The following is a 23,991-nucleotide window of genomic DNA, read 5'->3' on the forward strand; positions in this document are numbered from 1 at the left end:
ACGACAATACCGATGAAAAAATCCTCAAAGCGTAAATTGCTGCTCGCGTTAAGCGGCTTAATACTCCTTAGTGGCGGTGCTTATTTTATGTGGCATAAGCCTGAAACGGCACCTACCTATGTGACTGAAGCGGTGCGCCGTGGCGATATCGAAAACTCAGTGCTGGCCAATGGCATGTTGCAGGCATCCAAACTGGTGAGTGTGGGCGCACAGGTATCGGGGCAAATCTTAAGTTTGCCGCTGGCACTGGGTGATGAAGTAAAGAAAGGCGATTTGATTGCTCAGATTGATAGCTTAGCGCAGCAGAATAATTTGAAGGATGCCCTCGCATCACTCAAGAGTATCAATGCTCAGTTCCGTGCTAAACAGGCGCAGATCCGCCAAGCTAAGTTGGAGTTTAGCCGCCAGCAGCAAATGCTTGCTGATAAGGCCAGTTCCCGCGCCGATTATGAAGTGGCCGATGCTAATCTAACGGTTTATCAAGCCGAGCTTGAGCAATTAGAAGCGCAAAAACAACAGGCTGAGATTAACGTCGACAGTGCCAGAATCGATTTAGGTTATACCAAAATTACCGCGCCGATGGATGGCACTGTGGTGTATTCCGCGGTGGAAGTGGGGCAAACCGTTAACGCCAATCAAACGACACCGACCATAGTTGAAATGGCGCAGCTGGATACCATGACAGTTAAAGCGCAGATTTCCGAAGCGGATGTTGTCAATGTCCATCCGGGTCAAGCCGTGTATTTCACGGTTCTTGGAAAACCGAATCATCCCTACCGTGGCGTTTTGAGGGCGATTGAGCCTGGGCCGATTTCGATGGATGGCGACGATAGCAATATGAGCTCTAGCGACTCAGACGCCATTTATTACCATGGTCTGTTTGATGTAGAAAACCCTGACCGCACCTTGCGTATCGGCATGACGGCGCAGGTGTCTATAGTGTTAGCTAAGGCCGATGATGCGCTATTAGTGCCTGCGCAGATATTGCGTATAAAGCCGAGGGAGAAATCCGCGGTGCCAGAGGCTAAGTCTGTCGAGCGTAAAGCCCGCAGCGGCCCGCAATATCAAGTGCCTGTATTAGTTGATAACCAAGTGCAATATGTGGATGTCACTGTGGGGATTAACAATAAAATCAATGCTGAAATCACCGCGGGTTTGAAGGAAGGCGATCAGGTTGTGCTTGGTATGCCGTCTTCCGATGATGGCAGCAGTAAATTACGTCGCCCACCTAGCGTGAGGTTTTAACAGTGACAACGGCATTACTTGAAATTTCAGGTTGTTATCGCACTTTTCAGGCGGGTGAGCAGCAACTCACTGTGCTGAAAGATGTGAACTTGTCGATTGGCCGTGGCGAGATGGTGGCGATAGTAGGTGCTTCTGGCTCGGGTAAATCGACCCTAATGAACATTCTTGGTTGTTTAGATAAGCCGTCAAAGGGCGCGTATTTTATTAACGGCCAAGATACCTCGACTATGGACGTTGATGAGTTAGCGCAGCTGCGCCGCGAGCACTTTGGTTTTATCTTTCAGCGTTATCATTTACTGGGTGATTTGACCGCCATAGGCAACGTCGAAGTACCTGCTGTGTATGCGGGTAAAGAACGCACGGTGCGTAAAGATAGGGCCGAGCATTTGTTAACGCGTTTAGGCCTTGGCGACAGGCTTGACCATAAACCCAATCAGCTCAGTGGCGGACAACAGCAGCGGGTCAGTGTGGCACGTGCTTTGATGAATGGCGGCGATGTGATCCTTGCCGATGAGCCGACGGGTGCGTTGGATAGTCACAGCGGCGAAGAAATGATGCAGTTGTTGCAGGAGCTTCACAGCGACGGTCATACCATCATTATCGTGACCCATGATATGCACGTGGCCCAATATGCCGACCGCATTATTGAAATCAAAGACGGCGTGATCATCAGCGATGAACGCAGTCAGGATAAACAGACGGCTAAGCCACAAAGCTCGACGTCGCAAAGCTCAACGTTACAAAATACGGCGCCACAAAAGCCTAACGATGCAGTGGCAGCAAAAGATGGCTCGCGTGCGCGGGTGGCTTCGTGGGACAGATATGTCGAAGCGCTTAAAATGGCGCTGGTGGCGATGTCGACCCACAGGTTACGTACCTTCTTGACTATGCTCGGGATTATTATCGGTATCGCCTCTGTGGTTTCTGTGGTGGCCTTAGGTGAAGGCTCGCAGCAGGCCATCCTCAAAAGTATCAGTTCGATGGGGACTAACACGATTGATATTCGCCCCGGTTCTGGTTTTGGCGATAGACGCTCGGCGCGGGTACGCACCTTAACCGCAACGGACGCAAATGCTCTTAAAAATTTACCCTATGTTGATAGCGTGACGCCAAGCATTGGCTCTACTGCAACGGTTCGTTTTGGTAATAAAGCGGTATCGGCATCGGTGAATGGTGTGGGGCCTGAGTTTTTCCGTGTAAGAGGGTACGAGTTAGCGCAGGGCCAATTTTGGGATGATGCCAGTGTCGCATCGCTCGCCCAAGATGCGGTGATTGATGACAATACCCGTAAGGAGCTTTTCCCTAACAGCGCTGCCGACAATAACTCGGCGATAGGGCAAGTGATTTTCCTTGGAGATTTACCCGTACGTATCATAGGTGTGACTCAACCCAAAGAAAGTGCTTTTGGTAACAGCGATGCGCTTAATGTATGGGTGCCTTACACCACAGTTTCTGGCCGTATGGTGGGTAAAAATTATTTGGATGGTATTACCGTTCGACTCGATGAAACTGTGCCGAGTAACGCGGCGGAGCAGGGCATTATCGCGCTGCTTAAAATGCGCCACGGCACGCAAGATTTCTTCACCATTAATACCGATACCATTAGGCAGAACATTGAAAAAACCACGGCAACCATGACCTTACTGATCTCGGCTATCGCGGTGATTTCCCTTGTCGTTGGCGGAATTGGGGTGATGAACATTATGCTAGTGTCTGTGACTGAGCGAACCCGTGAAATCGGTGTTCGTATGGCTGTGGGTGCGCGCCAGAGCGATATTTTGCGCCAGTTCCTTATCGAAGCCATTTTAGTGTGTTTGTGTGGGGGCACCTTAGGCATCGCCTTGTCCTACTTAATTGGCGTGGTGTTTGCTCAAACGGGGGGCAGTTTCCAAATGATTTATTCCACCACCTCCATCGTTGCTGCCTTTGCCTGCTCGACCTTAATTGGTGTGCTATTTGGTTTCTTACCCGCCCGCAATGCGGCGCAGTTAGATCCCGTTGATGCACTAGCCAGAGAATAATAAAACCATGAATACTAAACTATTTAATCAACCATTTTCGCCTCGTAGCTGCGCTATTGCTGTTTGTACGGCTTTGGGACCAGCTCTGTGCATAGCCCTGTTGAGTGGTTGTGGCAGTGTTATGCGTTCAGACTTTGAACCGCCCGCACTGGCTATTCCTGAACAGTGGCAAAACACCACAGTGAACGAGCAAGTGAGAGTAGATCCTTGGTGGCAGCAGTTTCATCAGCCCGAGCTCGATAAGCTGGTCAGCCAAGTGCTGAGCACTAACAATGACTTAACCCTGGCGACCTTAACGCTGCGTAAGGCACGCTTGCTGGCAGGGCTAACGCGGGATGATCTATACCCACAGTTATCGGCAAACCTTGACGCTTCCCGTAATCAGCCATTTGAGGGTGGCGATGCGACTAAGAGTTATCAAGCAAAATTGTCCGTGAGTTATGAGGTGGATTTGTGGGGCAAAGTGTCGGCCAATATCGACCAAGCTCAATGGGCGGCGCTGGCGAGCGCCGAAGATAGAGAAAGTACCACCCAAAGCCTAGTGGCGACCACCGCATCCTTGTATTGGCAGATAGGTTATTTAAATCAACGGATTGATTTAAGCCAAAAGAGTATCGAGTACAGTCAGCAAACGCTGGCATTAACCCAAAGGCAGTATGATTCTGGGGCCGTGACGCAAGTGAATGTGCTCGAAGCTCAGCGCAGTATGGCGGGACAAGAGGCTGCTCATAGCCAGCTTATTCAACAATTAACTGTGGCTAAAAACGCCCTCGCGATATTACTGAATCAGGCACCTGCAGCTGTTCCTGCGCAGAGTTTAGCTTCAGGTGGAACTTGGGTTGAGATTAAGCAACTCCCCGACGTAGCAGTACCTGATGTTAGCGTGGGTGTACCCGCAGATTTGTTAGTGAGACGCCCAGATGTGAAGGCCTCCTTGTATCAACTGCGCTCCGCCTTGGCGAGTAAAGATGCGACCTATGCGAGTTATTTCCCAAGCCTGAGTTTAACCGGCGGTGTTGGGGAGTCGACCTCTGAGTTAAAAGAGTTGTTACGTAATCCCGTTGGCAGTTTAGGCGCTGGGCTAGTCTTACCCTTTTTGCAGTGGAATCAAATGCAAATCAATAATGACATTGCCGATATCGATTATCAAACCGCAGTGGTGAATTATCGCAAGACGCTTTATTCCGCCTTTGAAGATGTCGATAACGCGATTTCGGCTAAGCAGCAATATCGCTATCAAGGGGAGAAATTGGCGCAGCAATTCAGTGCCGCGGCAGCCGTTGAAGCCATTTATGAGAGCCAGTACCGCAATGGCGCTATCGGTATTCAGAATTGGATTGATGCCCAAGAGAATCGTCGCAGCGCCGAGGCGGCTTTACTCGAGAATCGCTATAACCAACTCACCGCCCAAGCGACGCTTTATCAAGCCCTTGGCGGCAGCGATATCGCTCCGCCTTTGGCAAAGGAATAGCGCATTTTTGTAAAAGCATCACAGCGCGACAGAAAAATAAAAAACCGCTATTAATAGCGGTTTTTTGTATTGCATCACTCTGGGCAAGTGCAAGCACTCGTGCTAGTGCCTTTGCGCCGCGTTTAGCCGTTAAGCAGAATTAGCTGCGTAATATTTGCAGCGGCAAGCTGAGCATATCATCGCCCGTTCCCGCTAAGTGCCAGATGATGCCGACTAAGGCACCAACCGTGAGCAAGTACCAAATAACCGAGAAGATTTGCCCGTATCTGTCTAATGGCAGCAGGTGGCTTTGATGGCGAGTGCGCCACTCGAAGATGATTTCTAAGCTACCGATCAACAGCAAGAAGCCCAATAGCGCTAAGCCTAAGGTGTAGCTGATATACACACCAAAAGCGGCACCAGCGGCGCAGGCGACCAAGCCCATAATGCTGTTCATCGAAAAGCTGATGCTCTTTAAAATATGCCCGCCATCGAGTGGCAGAATAGGCAATAAATTAAATAGGTTAAGCAGCGCATTAAAGGCGGCAAGGCCAGCAAAAAACACATTGCCCGTTGCGTGGTAAGCAATCAAGGACGCGATGGACATCAAGAGCCCAAAGGTCGGTCCCATGATAGAAATCACCACATCTTGCCAACGCGTATTAATTTTCTCATCGGAGAGCGCGAGTCCGCCCATAAAGGGAATAAGGTAAATCCCTTTGGTCTTCATCCCAAAATATTTCATTGCGCGAATATGGCCATATTCGTGAAATACCAAACAGGCGATAAGTGCGAGGGCGAATTGGAAGGAGAATAGCCAAGAATAAGCGGCAACACTGGCGCCCGCTAACACTACCTTTATGACTTTAGCGCTTTTTAACAGCTTAAAGCCGAGGGAGGCGAGTCCTATCATGCTGATTTTTTGCTGCTTAACGATGGGCGTTTCTGGTGTTTGGCGTTCGATATCTTTCTCTGTCCGTCGCCCTTGGTCGATAATCTTGTCATCCATCAGCAAGCAGTAATCGAGGCGGAAAGGCTGCCAAACGAGATCGGTTTCGAGGCGAACTTGGATTTTAGCTTCTGTTATGGCGATGGCTTGCTCACCACTTTCTGTCACCAATGGGCTGCTGTGGTGGGTGAGCTCAAAGACATGGACTTTGAGGCCGCCATTATCGACGGAAGCTTCTTTTTGTGAGACTAAGGTATTGTCCCAGTAGAGTTGTTGCCAGCCCGCGAGCGAGCCTTCTAAGCGCAGTTGTTTGCCTAAGCAGTCAATCTTAAGTAGTTCCAATTTCGGTTCCATCTATTTGTATATTTAGTGCCAACTTAAACGTCATCCCTTGAGTCGACGCAGAAAACGGTTATTTTGGAGTGCATCTTAAGCGCTTTATCGTCTGGCTTAGCGCTGTTGCACCGCGGCAAATTATGCCTGTGAATTGATTATGAGGATATTAGCTTTTAAGGTCATATTGTTTTTTATTGATTAACTGAGTCATTGATAGCCATTTATTATGGCTTATCATGTGTTTGCTGTTTATTCATCGAGGGTACGAACAATTTCGATTCCTTGGGCAATTGTCGTGAAAGCCAGTTTAGCAACACAACATTGTCCTAGTGCTTGGGCATGATTTTGAACCCATTTGATAAATTCATTGAGTGGCAAATCCTGTTTTTGGCGCAGTAATCGAGGTAATTCGCCAACAGGATCTTCATGGATTTTTTGTGGACAGGCACTGATAAGGTATCGCTGCCCTTTGGAGTCTAATAATTGATCGGTTTCGATGAAGTGATGCTGATAGAGACAGGCCAGTTCGAGCCAATCTCTTTGATGTTCTAGGTAAAGTAATTCGTCATTTTGAGTCAGTTTTACAATCGCTGGCCATTCAATACTCGACATCTTAACGCTAGTCATTTCAGATCCTTAGGAAGTTTAAAATGGGCTCTGAGGTATTCTCTGAGATCAATCGGCGGCAGTAGACAAGGATTAGGATTTAGCAAGAAGGTGACTTGGCTTACTGCTGCGTGCGTTTATCTGTGAGCAGTATGCCACGCTTGGAGAAGATAGATAGAGGCCAGAACGAGTTCAGAGGTTTGGCTACCGAGCGAAAGCCGCCTCAGCACTGGCGTTAAGAACCCTAGTGAACCTTATGTGCTCGGTGCAGCTTTGGCCTTGGCATTATAGTCAAAGTTAATCTCTTGATTAACATTAGCAATACAACAAGTGCCGTGTTCACGTGCCGTACGGTGATTTGCTGGACCTATATGCAGCTCAACGTTAAGGAATACGTGTTTAAGCACTTCGATGCGGTATTTTTCGTAGTAGCCTTCGACTTCTTGTTTAAAGGTATCGAATTCAAGCTCTTCACGGGTACGTTCGTCCATGATGCGATTCTTCTCATCAAGCATCATCTTTATTTGCTCAATCATAACCGCGTCAGCTTGCCATTCTGACTTGGGGGGCAGTTTATTGAGGCGAGCCTCGATATCTAAACTGGCGACGACCATAGCTTTAACGCTCTCATCGAGTAGCTTGAGATCTTGCTTGAGTTCAGCCTGTCCCATTGCGCAGTAAACGTCAGTTTTAGTCCCTGCCGTTGCACCTATGACAACCGCCGTGATGCCTTTTTCAGCGTGTGCAACTCCGCCAACCAGATCACCACGACGACCGCTAGGATCGCTGACCGTTAAACTGCCGGCGGTTTTGGTATTACTGTGCAGCAACTGTTTAGTGACTAAGATATTACCTTTGGCAACTAATTGAGAATATTGCACAAATTGGGCGCTGATCTGCCCTTGAGAATAGATATTGGTAGAGTATTCATTGGCTTTAATCTGGCGGCCAATGATGCCTTTACTCACAGTGACATCGCCTTCTGCTTCAAGGGTGGCGGAGTCCACAAACCCCATCACGGTAATATCGCCTGAGCTTTTAACTATCATGCCCTCGTGGACATCACCTGTAATTAAAATACTGCCCTTGAAGGTGACATGGCCTGTGCTGATGTCGACATCTTTAAGTTGCAGTACATCATCGACATTCATACCTGTACGGGTTTCGACGGGTTGCCCCGGCACTGTGGCGATCAGCTTATTGGGATCTTTGGGATGAAAAGCTGTGCCTGTACCCGCTTGAAGCACGGCATCCTTACCTGGTTTTTGTTTAAGGACTTCGCCCTTGATGTTGTAGCCCGGAGTGCCTTCGGTGGCTAAATGTTTAACCATCAAGAGATCATTGGCTTTAACAACGATCATTGCGCCTAAATTACGCATATCGACACTGCCATCTTCGCGCTCTTGTGGCTGAAGCAAGCGCTCCCGCGCAAGGAATACTTTGCGTTCTAATACCGCATTGAGTCCATTAACAGGGGCTTTGCCTTGGGCTATTTCGCTTTGGCAGATTTCCCCTGGCTTGAGTGTGCTGAGTTGCTTTAGTAGAGCTTGAATTTTGAGTTTGCTTAGCCCCATGCAGACGTTGTTTTTTTTGAGATGAGTGAGGATCTCTGGCAAATCTATCTGTTTACCACCCCATGCTGCGGTAAGTTTAAGGCTGGCTTGCATTTTATCGGGACTAATCTCGATAGCTATGCTGCCATCTCGACGTTCGGCCAAAGTAGTATAGAGCTCAAATTTTCCATCGTCTTGATTACAAAGAGAGTTGATTTTAGCGACGGTTTTAGTAATGGCTGGCTCTAGCGGAAACAGGGCGGCGAATTCAGGTAAAGACAACAGGCGCATTATGTCTTCATGGGTGACTGGACCATGGACATTAGGGATCAGGCGTAATTCAGCTTTTGTCTTATCGCTGTTTAGCTCTATGAGTTCAGGGTCCAGCATAGGGGCATTCCTAGTAATTGCGTTTTATTCTTGTTAAGAAGCTGTTTTGAGTATAACAGTAGAAACTTAGGGTAAAGAAGCCTTTTTGGCTGCAAAATCAGCAAATGTTGTCATTTTGTTGTTAATGGTCTATGAGTGAATTTTAAAATAGTTTTTTATAAAAAATTGAGTCTTATAATCAGTGTTATCTCTGGTTTTATAACAAAAATTACTGAATAAACCACAACTTATATTGATTTTGGGTTTAACCATTATTTTGATGTTTTAAATCGAATCCCTATGTTAGGAACGGTTGTTGAGTGACTATAAGTGGGGGATTGTCAGAATCGCTGGCATGCGGCAGATCACAATATTGAATTTTGTAACACGATGAAAGGGAGGTTTTATCTGCAAACAAACAGGGATTGGGATAAGAGTGAGTGGCTGAGTTGCCAATAACGCGCTTCAGCGAAAGCATCTGCGCGTTATTAATCAAACATCTATTTGTGCTGGAAGTAATACAACTTGTACTTGTTGTTGTCGGCAACCACTTTCAATTGGCCAAATTCGGCAGCGATAATATCGGAATAGGGCAGGTGGCGATTGGCGACTATTTGCCAAATACCATTATGTTGTAATTGCTTAGCGCTATCGGTAACAAAGTTCTGCGCTATGCTGGTGGTGCTGGCGAGGCCATCATGAAACGGCGGATTAGAGATAATGCCGTTAAATTTTCCTGTGGTTTGCGTGAGCCCATCGGATGGATACACTTTGGCTGTCATGCCATTGGCCGCCAGGGTGAGTTCGCAAGAAGCTAACGCCATGGCATTAATATCAACGCATTCTAGGGATAGGCTCGGTTGTGCTTTTAGTAGAGCGGCGGTGATTACGCCAGCGCCGCAACCAAAATCGAGCACTCGGCCCGAGAGTGTTGGTAGGTGTGACAATAATAATTCAGTGCCGAGATCTAACCGTTTTTCGCTAAATACCCCGACTAAATTACAGATACTGATCTCGCCTTGCGGCGTTATGAGTTGATACTGACTGACCCAGTCGCTAAGTTTCATTGCCGGGGCGCAGCCCTCTAAATTGCTACCAAACAGCAGGCAGTGGCGGGCGTTATCGAGTTTCATCCCCGTCGCAAAATACTCAGGCAATAGTTTAACTAAAGACTTAATCCCGCCTTTGTTTTCCCCAACCACTAACAGTTGGCCGTTAGGCACAAGATGGTTGGCGGCGAGGTTAAGTAGATAAGGTGCGAGGGGTTTAGCCTTGGGGAAATAAACGATAACCGTATCGTACTTTTCAGGTTTAATTGGGTCTTGCTGTGGCAGTTCGTGGCCGAAGTAGCAACGCAGTTTTGAATTCGCGTGCGGCGCTAAGTGTAAATAATGGTGATAATCCAAGGCGAGGGCATCGACCGAGGCCGCGACATCGAGCAGGGCTTTTGGCAGTAGATCGGCTTCATGATTGAGCACTAACACCTTATGTTGGCTTAGGCTGTCTTGATTACGAATAATGACTTGCGATGGATTAGTTAACACAGTTACAGGCACCTATAAACTTAAGTGTGGGCATTATACCCGTTATTCACGCCCGAGCCAGTTTGCATGGAATCACTGCGCTAAAACCTAATAAAATCCCTAATAAAAAGACCCAATAAAAAGGCAACTGCATTATGCGGTTGCCTTATGTGATTGTCTTTAATGAAAGGAATTGATTAACGCTTAGCTTTTAGGTTTCTTCGGTTTTGGCAATAAGCTGAAAATCTTATTGGCGATATCGATATTGTCTTGATGGCCGTTAAACAGCTCAGATGCGGGACCTGCGGCAAACACTTGTACGTCTGTGCCTGTATGGCCGTCGGTTGTCCAACCCGTATCAGTTCGCTTATCAATAACATGGCGAATCGCAACCGCTATGGTTTCTAATCCCTGCATTCTGGCGACCGTTAATTTTGCGATTTCTTCTTCGTTGAGCTCAAAACCTAAACCGCGGGCGAGATCGGCCTGCCATTGTTCACCGCTGATGGCGGCTAAGGCTAATGTGTCGGTACTGGCTGAAACGTTGCGTAGGATTTCAGGGTTCCAGTTGTACTTTCCATCGACGCCAATCGATAGGCCGCCGGTATTATGGTCGGCGGTGATCACCATCAGGGTATCAGGATGTTCACGCACGAATTGCTCAACCACTTCAATGGCATTGGAGAATTCATCCATTTCACCCATGGCTGTAGCTATGTCGTTATTGTGACCCGCCCAGTCGATGAGGCTTCCTTCGACTAACAGTACAAAACCTTGGTCATTCTGCGACAGTAAACTGAGCGCTTTTTGGGTTAACGTGCTGAGTTTTTTCGCATCTTTTTCATCAATCGCCCAAGGTAATTGGACTTCGGCAAACAAGCCTAGCACTTTAGGTTGGGTGATGCTGGCGAGGTCTTCAAAACGAGTAATATGTTGATAACCCTTGGCTTTAAATTGCGCTAATAGTTCAGGGGTAAAGTATTTTTGACCTCCGCCTAAGAATACATCGGCGTTGGTTTCTAGATAGCTGAGTGCTAAGGCGTCGTAGTTTTTACGGCTCTCGTTGTGGGCTAAAAAGGCTGCAGGCGTGGCGTGGTTTATCTGGGATGTAACAGCCACACCTGTGCTGAGGCCAAGGGATTTGGCTTTTTCGAGTATGGTCGGTAGCGGTTGCTTTTGGGTATCGACCGAAATCGCCCCATTGTAAGATTTAACGCCAGTGGCGAGCGCTGTTGCTGCCGCGGCTGAGTCGGTAACATAACCACTGACACTGGCGGGATAAGTGCTCGCCATCCCTACAAGTAAACGGTCGAATACGGTTTGTTCGACTTCCTCTGTGTCAGGATTATCTTTGTAGTAACGGTAAGCGCTAGTGTAAGACGGTCCCATACCATCACCTATCATGATGACAATGTTTTTGGGACGCGACGGTGCTTTCGTTGGACCTGTTTCTATGTTGGCCCAAGTCGGAGTCGATAGTAATAAACCTATGCCGAGTAACAAGAATGGCGCTTTGGTGAAACTCATATCACATCCCTAGAAAGTGGCTAGGCGCTTGTGATGTCAAAGCGCCTTAAATCAACAAACTCGTTGGTAAATTTTTATGCTTTGGTGTTAATGCGTGCTTCAATAGCATCCATTAACATGCCGGTGATGTCGACATCAAATGCTGCTTGGATCTCACGGATACAAGTTGGACTGGTTACGTTGATCTCAGTCAGCTTGTCACCAATGACATCGAGGCCGACAAAAATCAGTCCACGCTTTTTAAGTTCTGGACCAATGGCGCGGGCAATTGCCCAATCGCTGTCGGATAAAGGTTGAGCCACACCGCTTCCGCCTGCCGCTAAGTTACCACGGGTTTCGCCTTTCATTGGGATACGCGCCAAGGCGTAGGGCACAGGCTCACCATCGACCACTAAAATGCGTTTATCGCCTTTGGTTATCTCAGGGATAAAGGCTTGCGCCATGGCATATTGTTGGCCATAGCTGGTCAAGGTTTCTATGATGACCCCAAGGTTTGGGTCGTCCTGCTTCACGCGGAAAATCGAGGTGCCGCCCATACCATCAAGTGGCTTAAGAATAATATCGCCCTTCGCTTGGTGGAAAGCGCGGATACGTTTGGCATCACGGGTTACGATCGTTTCTGGCGTGAATTCGCTAAACCATGCGGTAAACAGTTTCTCGTTAGCATCACGTAAGCTTTGTGGCTTATTAACGATCAACACGCCTTGTTCTTCGGCGCGTTCAAGCATGTAAGTTGCGTAGATAAACTCAGTATCGAATGGCGGGTCCTTACGCATTAAGATCACGTCGAGTTCGCTCATCGGCGTGTCTGTAGCTTCGCCGAGTTCAAACCATTTGCTCGCATCATTGAAAACAGTTAACGGACGCATATTGGCCATAGCCACACCGTTGACCATGGCAAGATCGGCCATTTCCATATAAAACAGCTGATAACCTCTTTCCTGCGCGGCCATTAACATGGCAAAACTGGAGTCTTTCTTAATGTTGATCTCACTGATGGGGTCCATCACTATGCCGAGTTTTATCATTAATCTGTTCCTTATTTGTCGCCGTTTGCAGGCAAAAAAGCATTTATTGGATAATGGGGTGCCATACCACCGCTGTGTGCGGTTGTGGACGGTCTAGCCTAAATCACCAAATCTGAGTTGCAGTGCCGTAATGGCGGTGAGCGAGGCGGTTTCGGTGCGTAGCACTCTGGGGCCAAGCAACACATCGGTAAACTGATAGGTTTCTGTCATGGCGATTTCTTCCGCCGACAAACCGCCTTCTGGGCCAATTAATAGTCGCACGCGGGTATGGGCTAAATCTAAACCATTGATACCGTGTGCGGCACGTGGATGCAAATTGAGTTTAAGCGCTGAGGTCGGCTCACTGCACCAATCGTGTAAGTCCATCGCTGGGCGAACCACGGGCACTTGGCTGCGTCCCGATTGCTCACAGGCGCTCACGACGATCTTCTGCCATTGCTGAATTTTCTTTTCTAGGCGTTCACCGTTAAGTTTCACACCGCAGCGATCTGAAAACAGCGGCGTAATCGTATTCACGCCAAGCTCGACTGATTTTTGAATGGTGAACTCCATTCTATCGCCACGGGAAATCACTTGGCCTAAGTGTAAGTTGAGTGGCGACTCAGATAAATTGGCCTCACAGGAGAGCAGCTTTACTGTGACATGCTTCTTACCTGCGTCAACAATTTCAGCAAGATAATCATTGCCATCGCCATTAAATAGACTGATATGTTCGCCGTTGCCCATGCGTAGCACCTTGCCGATATGGGCCGCGCCATCTTCGTCTAAGTTCAACTGTTGATTGATGGCTAATGGCTGAGGTTGATAAATTCTTGGGACTCTCATTGTCGACCTTATTCGGCTAATTGTTGACGCTGTGGTGGCGCATTACAGGCATTCTGCACAAAGGGGTTATGGTTACCTTGGGTTTGCGCTATGGCGTTATCACGTTTGCACTCAATAGTATCAACTGGATAGGTTTTATCCCATGCCTTAAATAATTTTAATTGGCTTGAGGCGATTTTAAGACCATAGGTCCGCTGCATATAGAGGTAGGTTCTGGCTATCTTACCGCGGGTATTCGCGGGAGGTTGTGCTTGACGATTCTTAAAGTCGACTACCATAGCACATTGGCCATATTGGTCTGCCTTACCGTTCCATTGGCTAAATCGGAAGTTGCTGCGATCGCCATTGACCTCACCAATTGCGGGTACCAAGTTATGCATGTCCGATTCCATCTTATTAAATTCATTACTGTTATCGGCACAGTTTTTACGGCCACCCTTTTGCCAGCATTGGAGTTGATGGCCAAATTCCCAGGCGGGGACTATGTGTTCCCACTCGATCCGGTTGGCGCGGGTTTCCTGTTTACGGACTTGATAACCACAGCTGGCAAGATCGGGTTTCCACGATTTGCCTTTGATCTGAATTTCACAGCCACAGTAAAAGCTGACTGCGGGCAGAGTACCTTGGCGACTGCCTACGTAGAGCGCTTGTGACTTGGTTTTCGCTTGGCTGAAACTGCTGGGATGTGACACTGAGGCACTTGCGGGCACAGATAAGGTCGCCGCCCAAGTGATTAGGCACAACAAAAGTCGCCGTGAATTAACGGTTAAAGAAGCTATGTTCAAAATTTATCCCAAAATAACAAACACTACGCGAGCCTTTGGCTCGTCTTTTATGGCGTGATGGTAAGGGAAATATCGCTGTTTATGCAAATTGAGTCGTACTTAGGTGGGAGTTTTGTTTGCTGAAAGTCGCTAGATCGCAGTTAAATGGGTCTTACAGCGTTTACAAATATAACGACTTTCACCACGCAACACCTTGTTATGGCGGCGAATACTCAGTCGAATCGGTCCACAGGCGCAGCGATACTCAACATCGCGACTCGTAACTGAAGTGGTATTAAAGCTATGTGTGGTACTCGGATTGACCTTAAATACCGTTAACATCAAAGATTGCCATTCTTTACCGTGGGGCTTGGTTTTGCCAAAAAGCTGAAAACACAGCAAATGACAAATTTCGTGGGGGACGACCTCAGTCAGAAATGCCTCGCTGTTTTCGCGTAGCAATACAGGATTGAATCGCAAGCGATTCTGTTGCAGATGAGCCGTACCCGCACTCTTACCCCTTAGACTAAATTGAGTGACTGGGCGTGGAAAAGTGCGCTTAAGCGATATCTCGGCCTCTCGATAACAGGCTTCAATTCGCTCTAGTACTTGAATTTGTAGTGTCGAGAGTGGACGTGATGAACCAGTGAAAATATGCGCCTGAGCCGGATTGGGTGTTGGTGGACTCGTTATCACCTGCAACTTATCTTGGCTTTGGCCTAAGGCTGCGTACGTCGATTTTGTCAGCGGGGCAAGTGCTTCACTGCTGCGACGGCGTAAGGCATTGAGTAAGTCAGCGGGTTTCAGCATAGGGTTAGCGTTGGATCTCGTCGGTTAAAGATAAAATTGAGTGCTTAAAACTTATCGGTGATTAAGCCTGCCTAAGCGTTCACATCAGAAGCGTTCGCATCATAGCGAACGCTATCTGACAATGCTAGTTTCGGCCAGTTTCAGCCTGTGTTACTTGGCTATAAACTCGCCGCCGCTTGCATCACCATAGTTCGTACTTGTTCGATTATGGCTTGCTCAGTATCTGCGTCATAGCCTTTGACTCTTGGTGTGTGAATGTGGCCGACCTTGGCATGGCTATTAAACTTTTGCTGCAAGACTATGGCGCGATAGGAGATTTCATTAGAGAGATAACCGCCGCCAGAGCCTTCGACTGAGGTTTCGTTTTGCAGCTCATTCAATGATGTTGCACTAAATTCACCGCGGGCAAGGGTAGTGACAGTATGGTTATCATTGACTTTCCATTGACCATCTTTGACTTGCATAGCCGAAACAGGCAGTGAAAATTCCACAAATTCGGGGCCGATAAAATCTTTACCATTAAGTTTTGGGGCAACGGGCGCGGTTTTCGTGCCGCCAGTGAGGACGTTTTGGTTATCGGACGCCGCTGCACTGCGATTTCGCCCTGGGAAGCGTTCGATATCAAAATCAGTTCGGCCCATGCTAACGGTGAACACAAATTGGGTTTTGGGATCGCGATAAATCGGGCTCAATAGCGACTCGATAAGTCCTTGATCAAAATCTGCAAAACGTACTGGCACCATAGCGGTTTCGATTTGCGCCGTTTTACCATTAATTTCAAAGCGAAAACCATCCAAGGCGAGGGCAACTAGACCGGAAGGATTACTCTGGGTGATATCTTTGTCGAGGAAGAAAGGATCGAAACCCGTGAGAAATATTTTGATTTGGACATCATCACCATATTGAATATCGCTAAAGCCCCGTGATGCCTTTTCAACCGCACTCATTAATATGTCTTGTTGCCAATCGGCCATTTTAAAGTTGGCGCTGGTGGTTTTTAGACTATTAAGCATGGCAAGGCGAGCCCAGTATAAAGGTCGGTCGTCAAAATGCCCTGACTGTACATCGCGGACAGCTTGTTGCCATAATCTGTGTCCTTGGCGCGCCGCTAATTGGGTGGCGTCAACTTCGTTTTTCTTTGAGCTCAGCAGAGCCAGACCATCGTCAAGTGCTTGATAGCGAGTGACTACGTCGCCTATGGTTTTTTCGGCTGTTGGTAGGCGGGAAACTTCAACGTCACCAAATAACTGCACGGCACTGGCTGTAGTCATTAAGCTGGTGGTGAGGATGAGTGTTAACACTGGCTTCAACATGTTTGGCTTCCCTGTAGTGATTAGACGTTATTCATTGGAAATAATAATTATTTTTTTCGTGCGGATAGTCTCTTATGCCAAAAAGTATGCACTACAAGCTGAGGGTAATAAAGTTAAGCTCAGTGATCTTTGTCATCTTATGCCAATATCTTCTATCACAAATCATGTGGCGCTGGCATTAACCCATCTGCAACAGTGCAACAGTGCAATAGGGTCTAGTTTGCCTCTTTTTTGCCACAATTGGTCAGCAGTTTGCTAGGGCTTGCCAAAACCCTAAGTGATAGCCTTAATCACTTTTTTAGTTCATTGGATTGGTTGTTTTTCTACAAGGAGACTTTATGCGTTTGTTCACCATATCGGCTGTGCTGGTGATGTCGTCTATTTTAGTGTCGTCAAGCTTAGTGGCGCCGACTTTTGCATCTACTACAGCTAAGGAGTGGCAAGAAACCCGCAGTTGGGATGCTAGTTTTACTCAGCACCAAACTAAAGGCGTAGTGGTGTTATGGAATGAAAACAAGCAACAGGGATTCACTAATAATCTTAAACGTGCCAATCAAGGTTTTTTACCTGCATCGACGTTTAAGATTCCTAACAGTTTGATCGCGCTAGAGCTTGGCGTGGTGAAGGATGAGCATCAAGTCTTTAAGTGGGATGGTAAAAGTCGAGATATCGCAACTTGGAATCGTGATCATAACCTTATTACTGCAATGAAGTATTCGGTTGTGCCTGTCTACCAAGAGTTTGCTCGCCAAATTGGTGAGGCGCGTATGTCGAAGATGATCGCCTCGTTTGATTATGGTAATGAGGATATTTCGGGAAATTTGGATAGCTTTTGGTTAGATGGTGGCATACGAATTTCGGCTACGGAGCAAATCGATTTCCTACGTAAGCTTTATCACAACAAGATACATGCTTCTGAGCGCAGTTTACGTATTGTTAAGCAAGCCATGCTGACTGAAGCGAATTCTGACTATATTATCCGTGCGAAAACCGGTTATGCAGTCAGAGCAGAACCAAGCATTGGCTGGTGGGTAGGTTGGGTTGAACTCGATGATAATGTATGGTTTTTTGCGATGAATATGGATATTCCCGACGCGGCAGGTTTACCATTGCGTCAAGCCATTACTAAGGAAATCTTAAAACGGGAACACGTTATTCCTTAGCCCATGCTAGGTCGCGTAAGCATAGCGTATCTAAACCTTGCGAGAATTGCGTATGAAACGGCCTACTTAGCTGACATCAATCGTGATACTGAAAGCCTAGACTCAGATCTAGGCTTTTTTATTGGGCTTTCTTGAAACAGGCTTCCTTGATGCGACGGGAAACGTTAACCCATTAGGGATTGCAGGCTTTCTTGGCTGCTGAAGCGTTTTACAAAGAAGTCTAAGAAGACACTGATGTTGGTGGCCAGTTGGCGTCTGCTCGAATAAACCCCGTAAACCTTAAAAGGTTCAATCGGCCATTCCTGTAAAATCGGTACTAGCTGTCCATTAGCAAGTTCGGTTTTACAGGCTGAATTGGATAACATGGCGATGCCAAAATCATCTATGGCTAATTGCTTCACCATTATCGGGCTGTTGACCCTCACTTTACGCTGAAAGTTCGCCATGGTTTTACGCGAACCTTTACCCAATGGCCAAATTGGTGCTGAGCGAGAAGTCCCCAATAAAATCCCACTGTGCAGGCTGAGTTCCTTTGGGGTCGCGGGTGTGCCTTTGAGTTTTAAGTATGCAGGGCTTGCCACTAAAATTGGCTGGCGTTCAAACAGTAATCTTGCGACTAAGTCCGACGATTGAAGTGGACCATATTTGATGGCTATGTCATATCCTTCACCGACTAAACCAATATCGTTGTCGGTAAACTGGACATCCAATTCAACATTGGGATATAAACGCATAAATCCGCTACAGAGGTTAGCGATAAGTTCTTGGCTAAATGACACTGGGATTGCAATGCGTAATGATCCTGACACATCATCGTGAGTATTCTCGATAACTGCCTTGGCCGCTTCTACCTCATTGCGAATCGAATCACAGTGTTGATAAAAGAGTGCCCCGATTTGGGTCAAACTCAAATTACGGGTGTCGCGCTGTAGTAATCGCACGCCAAGTTGTTCTTCTAGCTGCGCGATTTTGCGACTTATGGTGGATTTTGGGTGGCCGGTTTCACGTGCAGCTTGGGAGAATCCCTTCGCTCTAACTACGGCTGCAAATAGCATCATACCGTTTAAATCTGGCATGTTATTCCCACTGTCTCATATTTGGAACAAAGCGTCCTATGCAGTTTAATGGCATTTGACGGGATAACAAAGTTATATTTATTGGCTAAAAATTTTCAGAGGCTAAGCAGAGGATCTTTTGATGACCAGCAATAATCAGCCCAAACACATGACTCAAGCCCAAACGCCCGATCCGCTTTTTTTACAGGCCGAGCATTTGGCAAAAGATTTTTCTCTGTTTCCTAAGCACAGTAAACAGAGTTTATCGGAAGAAATTAAAGGTCTTTTAAATGAGGATGCTATTCAAGCAAACTTAAAAGACTTGGCATCTTTAGATGTCGACGGTTACGTTGCTAAAGTGATCCAGCCGACCCAAGATAAAGGTCGTCCTGGTGCAAAACGTATTATTGCCGATCTTAAAGGTCGTTTGATTACGGAAACTCACTTGGGTTCTTTTTACAGTGCTGAGGTCGAGCTGAACTTTGGTTCACGCACTCGTCGTATTGGCTTTATTGCCCAAGAACGCACTACCGCTAACGGTGCTTGGATGCCTGAGCATCATTACGCCGCTTGTAAAGCAATTCGTCATTTCGCCGAATTGTCTATGCCTATTATCTATTTAATTGATACCCCAGGGGCGGATGCTGGCGAAATCGCTAACAGCCAAAACCAAGCGCATTCAATTTCTAAAGCCATCGCAGAAAGCGCCAACGTTGACGTACCGACAGTCGGTATCGTAATTGGTGCTGGTTATTCTGGTGGCGCAATTCCATTAGCGGCGGCGAACATTCTGTTGTCGTTGCGTGACGGTATTTTCAACACGATCCAGCCACAAGGTCTGCAAAGTATTGCTCGTAAGTACAACTTATCTTGGCAAGAATGTGCGAAATCTGTGGGTGTATCACCAGAAGAGCTTTATACCTCAGGTTGTATCGACGGTATCATCGACTTTTCACCGGGCGATCGTGACGAGCGTCAGCACAATCTGCGCCGCGCTATTATTAGCAGCGTAGAAGCGGTTGAGCGTGCAGCGATGAATTTTGTGCGTGAATCTAAAGATTTACGTGAGCATTATGATCGCAGTTTAACTCGTTTCCTTAATCCATCTAAAAACTTGATGGCTTTGGAACTGAATGCAGAATTGGCTGTGGCAACGAGCCCGACCAGTCACCATAACTTGTTCGGTAGCGCCTATCGCTATTTGCGTTATTTAACGCTACGTAGCCGTATCCATTCTATTTCTCAAGAGCAATATGGTCGTCTGTCACGTGCTAGCGTGCCAGAAGGTGATCTGTTGGCACGTATTCAACAGGAACAAGACCGTGTGTTCCAAGCTTGGTTGTCTAACCCTGACAAGCTAGTTTATGACGAAGATTTGAATAAATTGTGGACTAACTTTGTCGCTAAACGTGACGAAGTCTCTACCGAGCGTAACATGCTGACACGTTTGATTTTGGGTGAGCCAAAAGAGAACTATAAAAAAGCACGTAAGGCGTTGTTATTCAACATCAGCTGGTCTTTGTATCATCGCTGGAAGAGCAATGCGGCTAACAACTTTAAAGGGCTGATTCAGCACTTAGAAAGTTTGCCAAAGTCTGTGACTCAAGCTAAATGGCCTGAGCTGAATCAGCTGACTGTGCTTGATGTGGTGGTAAATGAAGAACTGCGTGAAGACTTTATTTGGCAATGCCATAACATTCTGATCTTCAATGCCTTGTATGACAACGTTGTGGGCAGCTTAGCGTCAATCGCTAAAGAAGCCATGATGTCGAAGAGTTTGTCACGTAACTCAGTGAACAACCTGTTGCACAAGTCAATTGACCATGCATTGTCGACGCAAGATACCTCGAACGACAAAGCTAAGTTCTATAAGTGGCTCAAGTATTTTATGGGTCAATCGAACCGCGCCGATTTGCTGGTGCGAGTAGAGCAGTGGAAGAGTGTGGGTTTCCCACAACTTAACGACAGTCTATTCGTGGTACTGACTTACTTCTTCGAGCGTTTACTGCCTGAGTATTTCGATAGTGAAAGCGATACCAGCAAGTACACTGGCGCGATCAACCCTGTGCGTATCGGTCGTCGTAAGGACTTCTGGAACCGCTTGACCATGGGTTATCAGGATCTATTAATCCAAAAAGTGCTGCGTGACGAAAAACGTAAAGGCAACATGACTTGGGAAAATGTGGTGAAGCAGTTCTTTACCCATTTCGAAGAGATCAACGGCGACAAGATGTCAGCTAACTTGCTCAACTTCCCAGGCTTCCGTTTATCGATTGAAGACGCATTAGATAAAGGCATTCGCCCATGTGGTTTGATCACAGGTATTGCTGACTTTAAAGAAAAAGGTCAAAAAGTGCGTGTGGGTGTGGCTGTGTCTAACACGGCATTCCAAGCGGGTGCATTCGATATGGCCAGTGCTGAGAAATTCTCTGCACTATTAATCGAGTGTGCTAAGCGTAAATTACCAGTTGTGTGCTTTATCAGTTCAGGCGGTATGCAGACTAAAGAAGGCGCCGCGGCGCTATTCTCTATGGCTGTGGTGAACGACCGTATCACGCGCTTTATTCGTGATAACGAATTGCCAGTACTGATGTTTGGTTTTGGTGACTGTACCGGTGGTGCGCAGGCGAGTTTTGTGACTCACCCATTGGTGCAAACTTACTATCTGTCTGGTACTAACATGCCATTCGCAGGTCAAATGGTGGTGCCAGCTTACTTACCATCAACGGCAACGCTGTCTAACTACTTGTCAAAAGTACCTGGCGCAATGGCGGGCTTAGTCCATAACCCATTCAGCGACAATTTAGACTCTCAGTTAGCAGGTATCGATCCTCTGATGCCAATGCCTTCGGCAAAAATTAACGATGTGATCATCAATGCACTGTCGACCTTAGTGGTTGAAGCTACTGTTGAAGAAGAAGTGATCGTGCAGAACGATCCACGTAAGTTAATGAAGCCAATTAACAAAGTATTGGTTCACGCCCGTGGTTGTACAGCTGTAAAACTTATTCGTAAGGCGCATGACAATAATATCAATGTGGTATTAGTGGCGTCGGATCCTGATATGACGTCAGTGCCAGCGGACATGCTCAAAGAGACCGATAAGTTAGTTTGTCTCGGTGGTAACACATCGGATGAAAGTTACTTGAACGCATACTCTGTGCTGAAAGTGGCCGAATATGAACAGGTTGATGCATTGCATCCTGGTATTGGTTTCCTATCAGAAAGCCCGCAGTTTGCAGCCTTATGTGTGAATAACGGCGTGAACTTCGTTGGCCCAAGCGTGCATTCAATGACGACTATGGGTAACAAGTCGAACGCAATTAAGACATCGCAAGCGCAAAACGTACCTGTTGTGCCTGGTTCGCACGGTATTCTGACCAATGCTGAACAAGCCGTAAACGTGGCGAGCGAAATCGGCTATCCAGTATTGCTTAAAGCGGTACAAGGTGGTGGCGGTAAAGGTATTCAGGTTGTAAAACGTCCTGAAGACATGATTGGTTTATTCCAAAAAACTGCAACCGAAGCGGCTGCAGCCTTTGGTAACGGTGACTTGTACTTAGAGAAATATGTGACATCACTGCGTCACATCGAAGTGCAGTTACTGCGTGATAAGTTCGGCAACGCGAAAGTATTAGGTTTGCGTGACTGTTCGGTTCAACGTAACAACCAAAAAGTGGTCGAAGAATCTGGCTCAACTATGTTGCCGGATGAGCTGAAGCGACAAGTGCTGGCCTATACCCGTGCCTTAGGCGACGCGACCGATTACATGGGCGCAGGTACCGTTGAGTTTATCTATAACTTAGATGCGAACGAAGTCTACTTTATGGAGATGAACACGCGTCTGCAGGTTGAACATCCTGTCACGGAAGCGACTTCAGGTATTGATATCGTTAGTGCGCAGTTTGATATTGCCGCTGGCCGTTCAATTGCAGCGTTAGAACCTAAAGAAATTGGTTATGCGATGGAAGTACGTGTGACGGCTGAGAAAGCGGCGCTCGATAGCCATGGCATACTGCAGCTGATCCCAAATCCAGGCAAGATCACTGAGTGTGTGTTCCCAGATCATCCAGATGTGGAAATCATTTCGATTGCTGCGCCAGGGAAAGAAGTATCGCCATACTACGATAGCTTGATTGCGCAAATCATCATGCGCGGTGAAAACCGTGAAGATGTGATTGCCAAACTGTACGAATACTTAGACAGTGTAGTGCTGAAAGGCATCGCGACTAACATTCCGTTACTCAAGCTGATCTTGAAAGATGGTACCTTCAACGAAGGTGTTTACGACACTAACTATCTGCCACGCTTAATGGCTGAGCTCGATATTCCTGCGTTGATCGCAGAAATGGAAGCTGCCGCTGAAACTGTGGAAGTAGACACTGAGTCACTGCGTGTTGGCGAAAGTAACGAACTGAAAGTGTTAGCCCAAGGCGCAGGTATCTTCTATACCTCTTCTGCACCGGGTGAAGCGGATTTCGTGAAAGAAGGTGACATAGTCACGGTCGATCAAACACTAGCACTAACAGAAGCGATGAAGATGTTCTCGCAAGTGACCTTAGCTGGCTTTAACCGCCAGAGTGCGATTCTGTACCCTGAAGATAAGAAGTATCGTATAGAGCGCATCCTGAACAGCAATGGTCAGCAAGTGTCTCAAGGCGACTTACTGTTCGTGGTCTCGCCTGTTGAAGAATAAGCTCAGCGTTTAACGCCATAGCTGAATGAGACAATACCCGCCATTGGCGGGTATTTTTTTGCTTCTAAATTATTGCCACTAAATTTCCTGTCACTAAATATAGGTAAGCGAACATAACACTCTTAATGTGCATGACGTCTTTGATAAATCAACTTAGCTTTAATAGATAAGCTCATCGCTAACAAATGGCCAATATCAGCTTTGTGCAATACGGCCTGTATCTCTGATTAAGTCGGCAAAGAGTTTCTTTAATCTATCGTTCGCCCATTTATTAGAACAAGCTGCATCAAGAACCCACCTCTGGCCTCGAGAATCAACGGAATCTCCGTGCTTTATTCGTAGTAATAGAGGTTCATCAAACCTCATTTTAAGTTGAAACTGAGTCTAAAATGAGCTGGGTGTGGATAACTTTGGGGGTAAGTGGTGGGTATGGTGTGGCTAGATTAGATAATTAGAATTAACTGCAAATTTCCTGAAAATAGGGGTTGCACAAAAAGTTTCACTCCCTATAATGCGCATCCACTGACACGGCAGACGGCGTTAAGCAGCATGGTGTGACAGTTCATCGATGAGTTTACTGATTGATGAGTGTTAAGAAAGTTTGCAAAAACTCCTTGACGCGAAACGGGAAATGCGTAGAATACGCAGCCCTAGCCAACTGGAAGCGTTCGACGCTCAGTGTGGTACTCACCTTCTCTTACGAGGTTGAGTTGCTCTTTAACAAGATAAAACAAGAAATCTGTGTGGACACTCACAGG

Annotated in this window: 16 protein-coding genes; 5 read left to right on the forward strand and 11 right to left on the reverse strand. The window is 46.9% G+C overall.

Annotated features, from left to right (window positions below; all coding sequences use genetic code 11):
* Window positions 1-12 precede the first annotated feature (12 nt).
* From GWI56_RS16805 to GWI56_RS16815, 3 genes are read left to right on the forward strand one after another with little or no spacing between them, the layout of a single operon-like run.
* Window positions 13-1,245 carry an efflux RND transporter periplasmic adaptor subunit gene (locus tag GWI56_RS16805; RefSeq protein ID WP_198573561.1) on the forward strand — a complete coding sequence of 411 codons (1,233 nt, stop codon included), beginning with the start codon at window positions 13-15 and terminating at the stop codon, window positions 1,243-1,245.
* Window positions 1,246-1,247: 2 nt separating this feature from the next.
* Window positions 1,248-3,266 (forward strand): MacB family efflux pump subunit, encoded by a 2,019-nt coding sequence (locus tag GWI56_RS16810; protein WP_198573562.1) that lies wholly within the window; start codon window positions 1,248-1,250, stop codon window positions 3,264-3,266.
* 7 nt (window positions 3,267-3,273) lie between these two features.
* Window positions 3,274-4,737: a TolC family protein gene (locus GWI56_RS16815; protein WP_198573563.1), complete on the forward strand. Its 1,464-nt coding sequence runs from the start codon at window positions 3,274-3,276 to the stop codon at window positions 4,735-4,737.
* A 139-nt stretch (window positions 4,738-4,876) separates the two neighbouring features.
* Here GWI56_RS16815 and GWI56_RS16820 read toward each other — a convergent pair whose 3' ends face one another.
* The 10 genes from GWI56_RS16820 to GWI56_RS16865 form a co-directional block, all read right to left on the reverse strand.
* Entirely contained in the window at window positions 4,877-6,019 is a 1,143-nt protein-coding gene (locus GWI56_RS16820) for a site-2 protease family protein (protein ID WP_168826794.1), read from the reverse strand.
* Between the two features lie 231 nt (window positions 6,020-6,250).
* On the reverse strand, window positions 6,251-6,628 hold the full coding sequence (locus GWI56_RS16825; RefSeq protein ID WP_028759298.1) for a DUF4144 family protein: 378 nt from the start codon (window positions 6,626-6,628) through the stop codon (window positions 6,251-6,253).
* 233 nt (window positions 6,629-6,861) lie between these two features.
* Complete coding sequence (locus GWI56_RS16830; protein ID WP_198573564.1) at window positions 6,862-8,550, reverse strand: FapA family protein; 1,689 nt, start codon at window positions 8,548-8,550, stop codon at window positions 6,862-6,864.
* Between the two features lie 479 nt (window positions 8,551-9,029).
* Window positions 9,030-10,073, reverse strand: coding sequence for a methyltransferase (locus GWI56_RS16835; RefSeq protein WP_198573565.1), 1,044 nt, complete (start codon window positions 10,071-10,073; stop codon window positions 9,030-9,032).
* Window positions 10,074-10,256: 183 nt separating this feature from the next.
* On the reverse strand, window positions 10,257-11,579 hold the full coding sequence (locus GWI56_RS16840; RefSeq protein WP_198573566.1) for an alkaline phosphatase: 1,323 nt from the start codon (window positions 11,577-11,579) through the stop codon (window positions 10,257-10,259).
* Between the two features lie 74 nt (window positions 11,580-11,653).
* Window positions 11,654-12,607: a glutathione synthase gene (gene gshB / locus GWI56_RS16845; protein WP_168826802.1), complete on the reverse strand. Its 954-nt coding sequence runs from the start codon at window positions 12,605-12,607 to the stop codon at window positions 11,654-11,656.
* 93 nt (window positions 12,608-12,700) lie between these two features.
* Window positions 12,701-13,432: a 16S rRNA (uracil(1498)-N(3))-methyltransferase gene (rsmE, locus tag GWI56_RS16850; protein WP_105251496.1), complete on the reverse strand. Its 732-nt coding sequence runs from the start codon at window positions 13,430-13,432 to the stop codon at window positions 12,701-12,703.
* Window positions 13,433-13,440: 8 nt separating this feature from the next.
* Window positions 13,441-14,220: an endonuclease EndA gene (gene endA / locus GWI56_RS16855; protein ID WP_347339144.1), complete on the reverse strand. Its 780-nt coding sequence runs from the start codon at window positions 14,218-14,220 to the stop codon at window positions 13,441-13,443.
* Between the two features lie 126 nt (window positions 14,221-14,346).
* Window positions 14,347-15,006 carry a SprT family zinc-dependent metalloprotease gene (locus tag GWI56_RS16860; RefSeq protein WP_198573568.1) on the reverse strand — a complete coding sequence of 220 codons (660 nt, stop codon included), beginning with the start codon at window positions 15,004-15,006 and terminating at the stop codon, window positions 14,347-14,349.
* 158 nt (window positions 15,007-15,164) lie between these two features.
* Window positions 15,165-16,319: a hypothetical protein gene (locus GWI56_RS16865; RefSeq protein ID WP_198573569.1), complete on the reverse strand. Its 1,155-nt coding sequence runs from the start codon at window positions 16,317-16,319 to the stop codon at window positions 15,165-15,167.
* A gap of 338 nt (window positions 16,320-16,657) precedes the next feature.
* On the opposite strand from GWI56_RS16865, the gene blaOXA reads away from it, so the two are divergent.
* A complete protein-coding gene (blaOXA, locus tag GWI56_RS16870; protein WP_198573570.1) occupies window positions 16,658-17,482 on the forward strand; it encodes a class D beta-lactamase in 825 nt (274 codons plus the stop codon).
* 164 nt (window positions 17,483-17,646) lie between these two features.
* On the opposite strand, the gene GWI56_RS16875 is transcribed toward blaOXA, so the two are convergent.
* Window positions 17,647-18,558 (reverse strand): LysR family transcriptional regulator, encoded by a 912-nt coding sequence (locus GWI56_RS16875; protein ID WP_105251501.1) that lies wholly within the window; start codon window positions 18,556-18,558, stop codon window positions 17,647-17,649.
* 121 nt (window positions 18,559-18,679) lie between these two features.
* Here GWI56_RS16875 and GWI56_RS16880 point away from each other — a divergent pair, with 121 nt between their 5' ends.
* Entirely contained in the window at window positions 18,680-23,233 is a 4,554-nt protein-coding gene (locus GWI56_RS16880) for a biotin carboxylase N-terminal domain-containing protein (RefSeq protein WP_105251502.1), read from the forward strand.
* Window positions 23,234-23,991 lie beyond the last annotated feature (758 nt).

The organism is Shewanella sp. DW31 (assembly GCF_015767295.1).
GTDB classification, from domain to species: domain Bacteria; phylum Pseudomonadota; class Gammaproteobacteria; order Enterobacterales; family Shewanellaceae; genus Shewanella; species Shewanella oncorhynchi.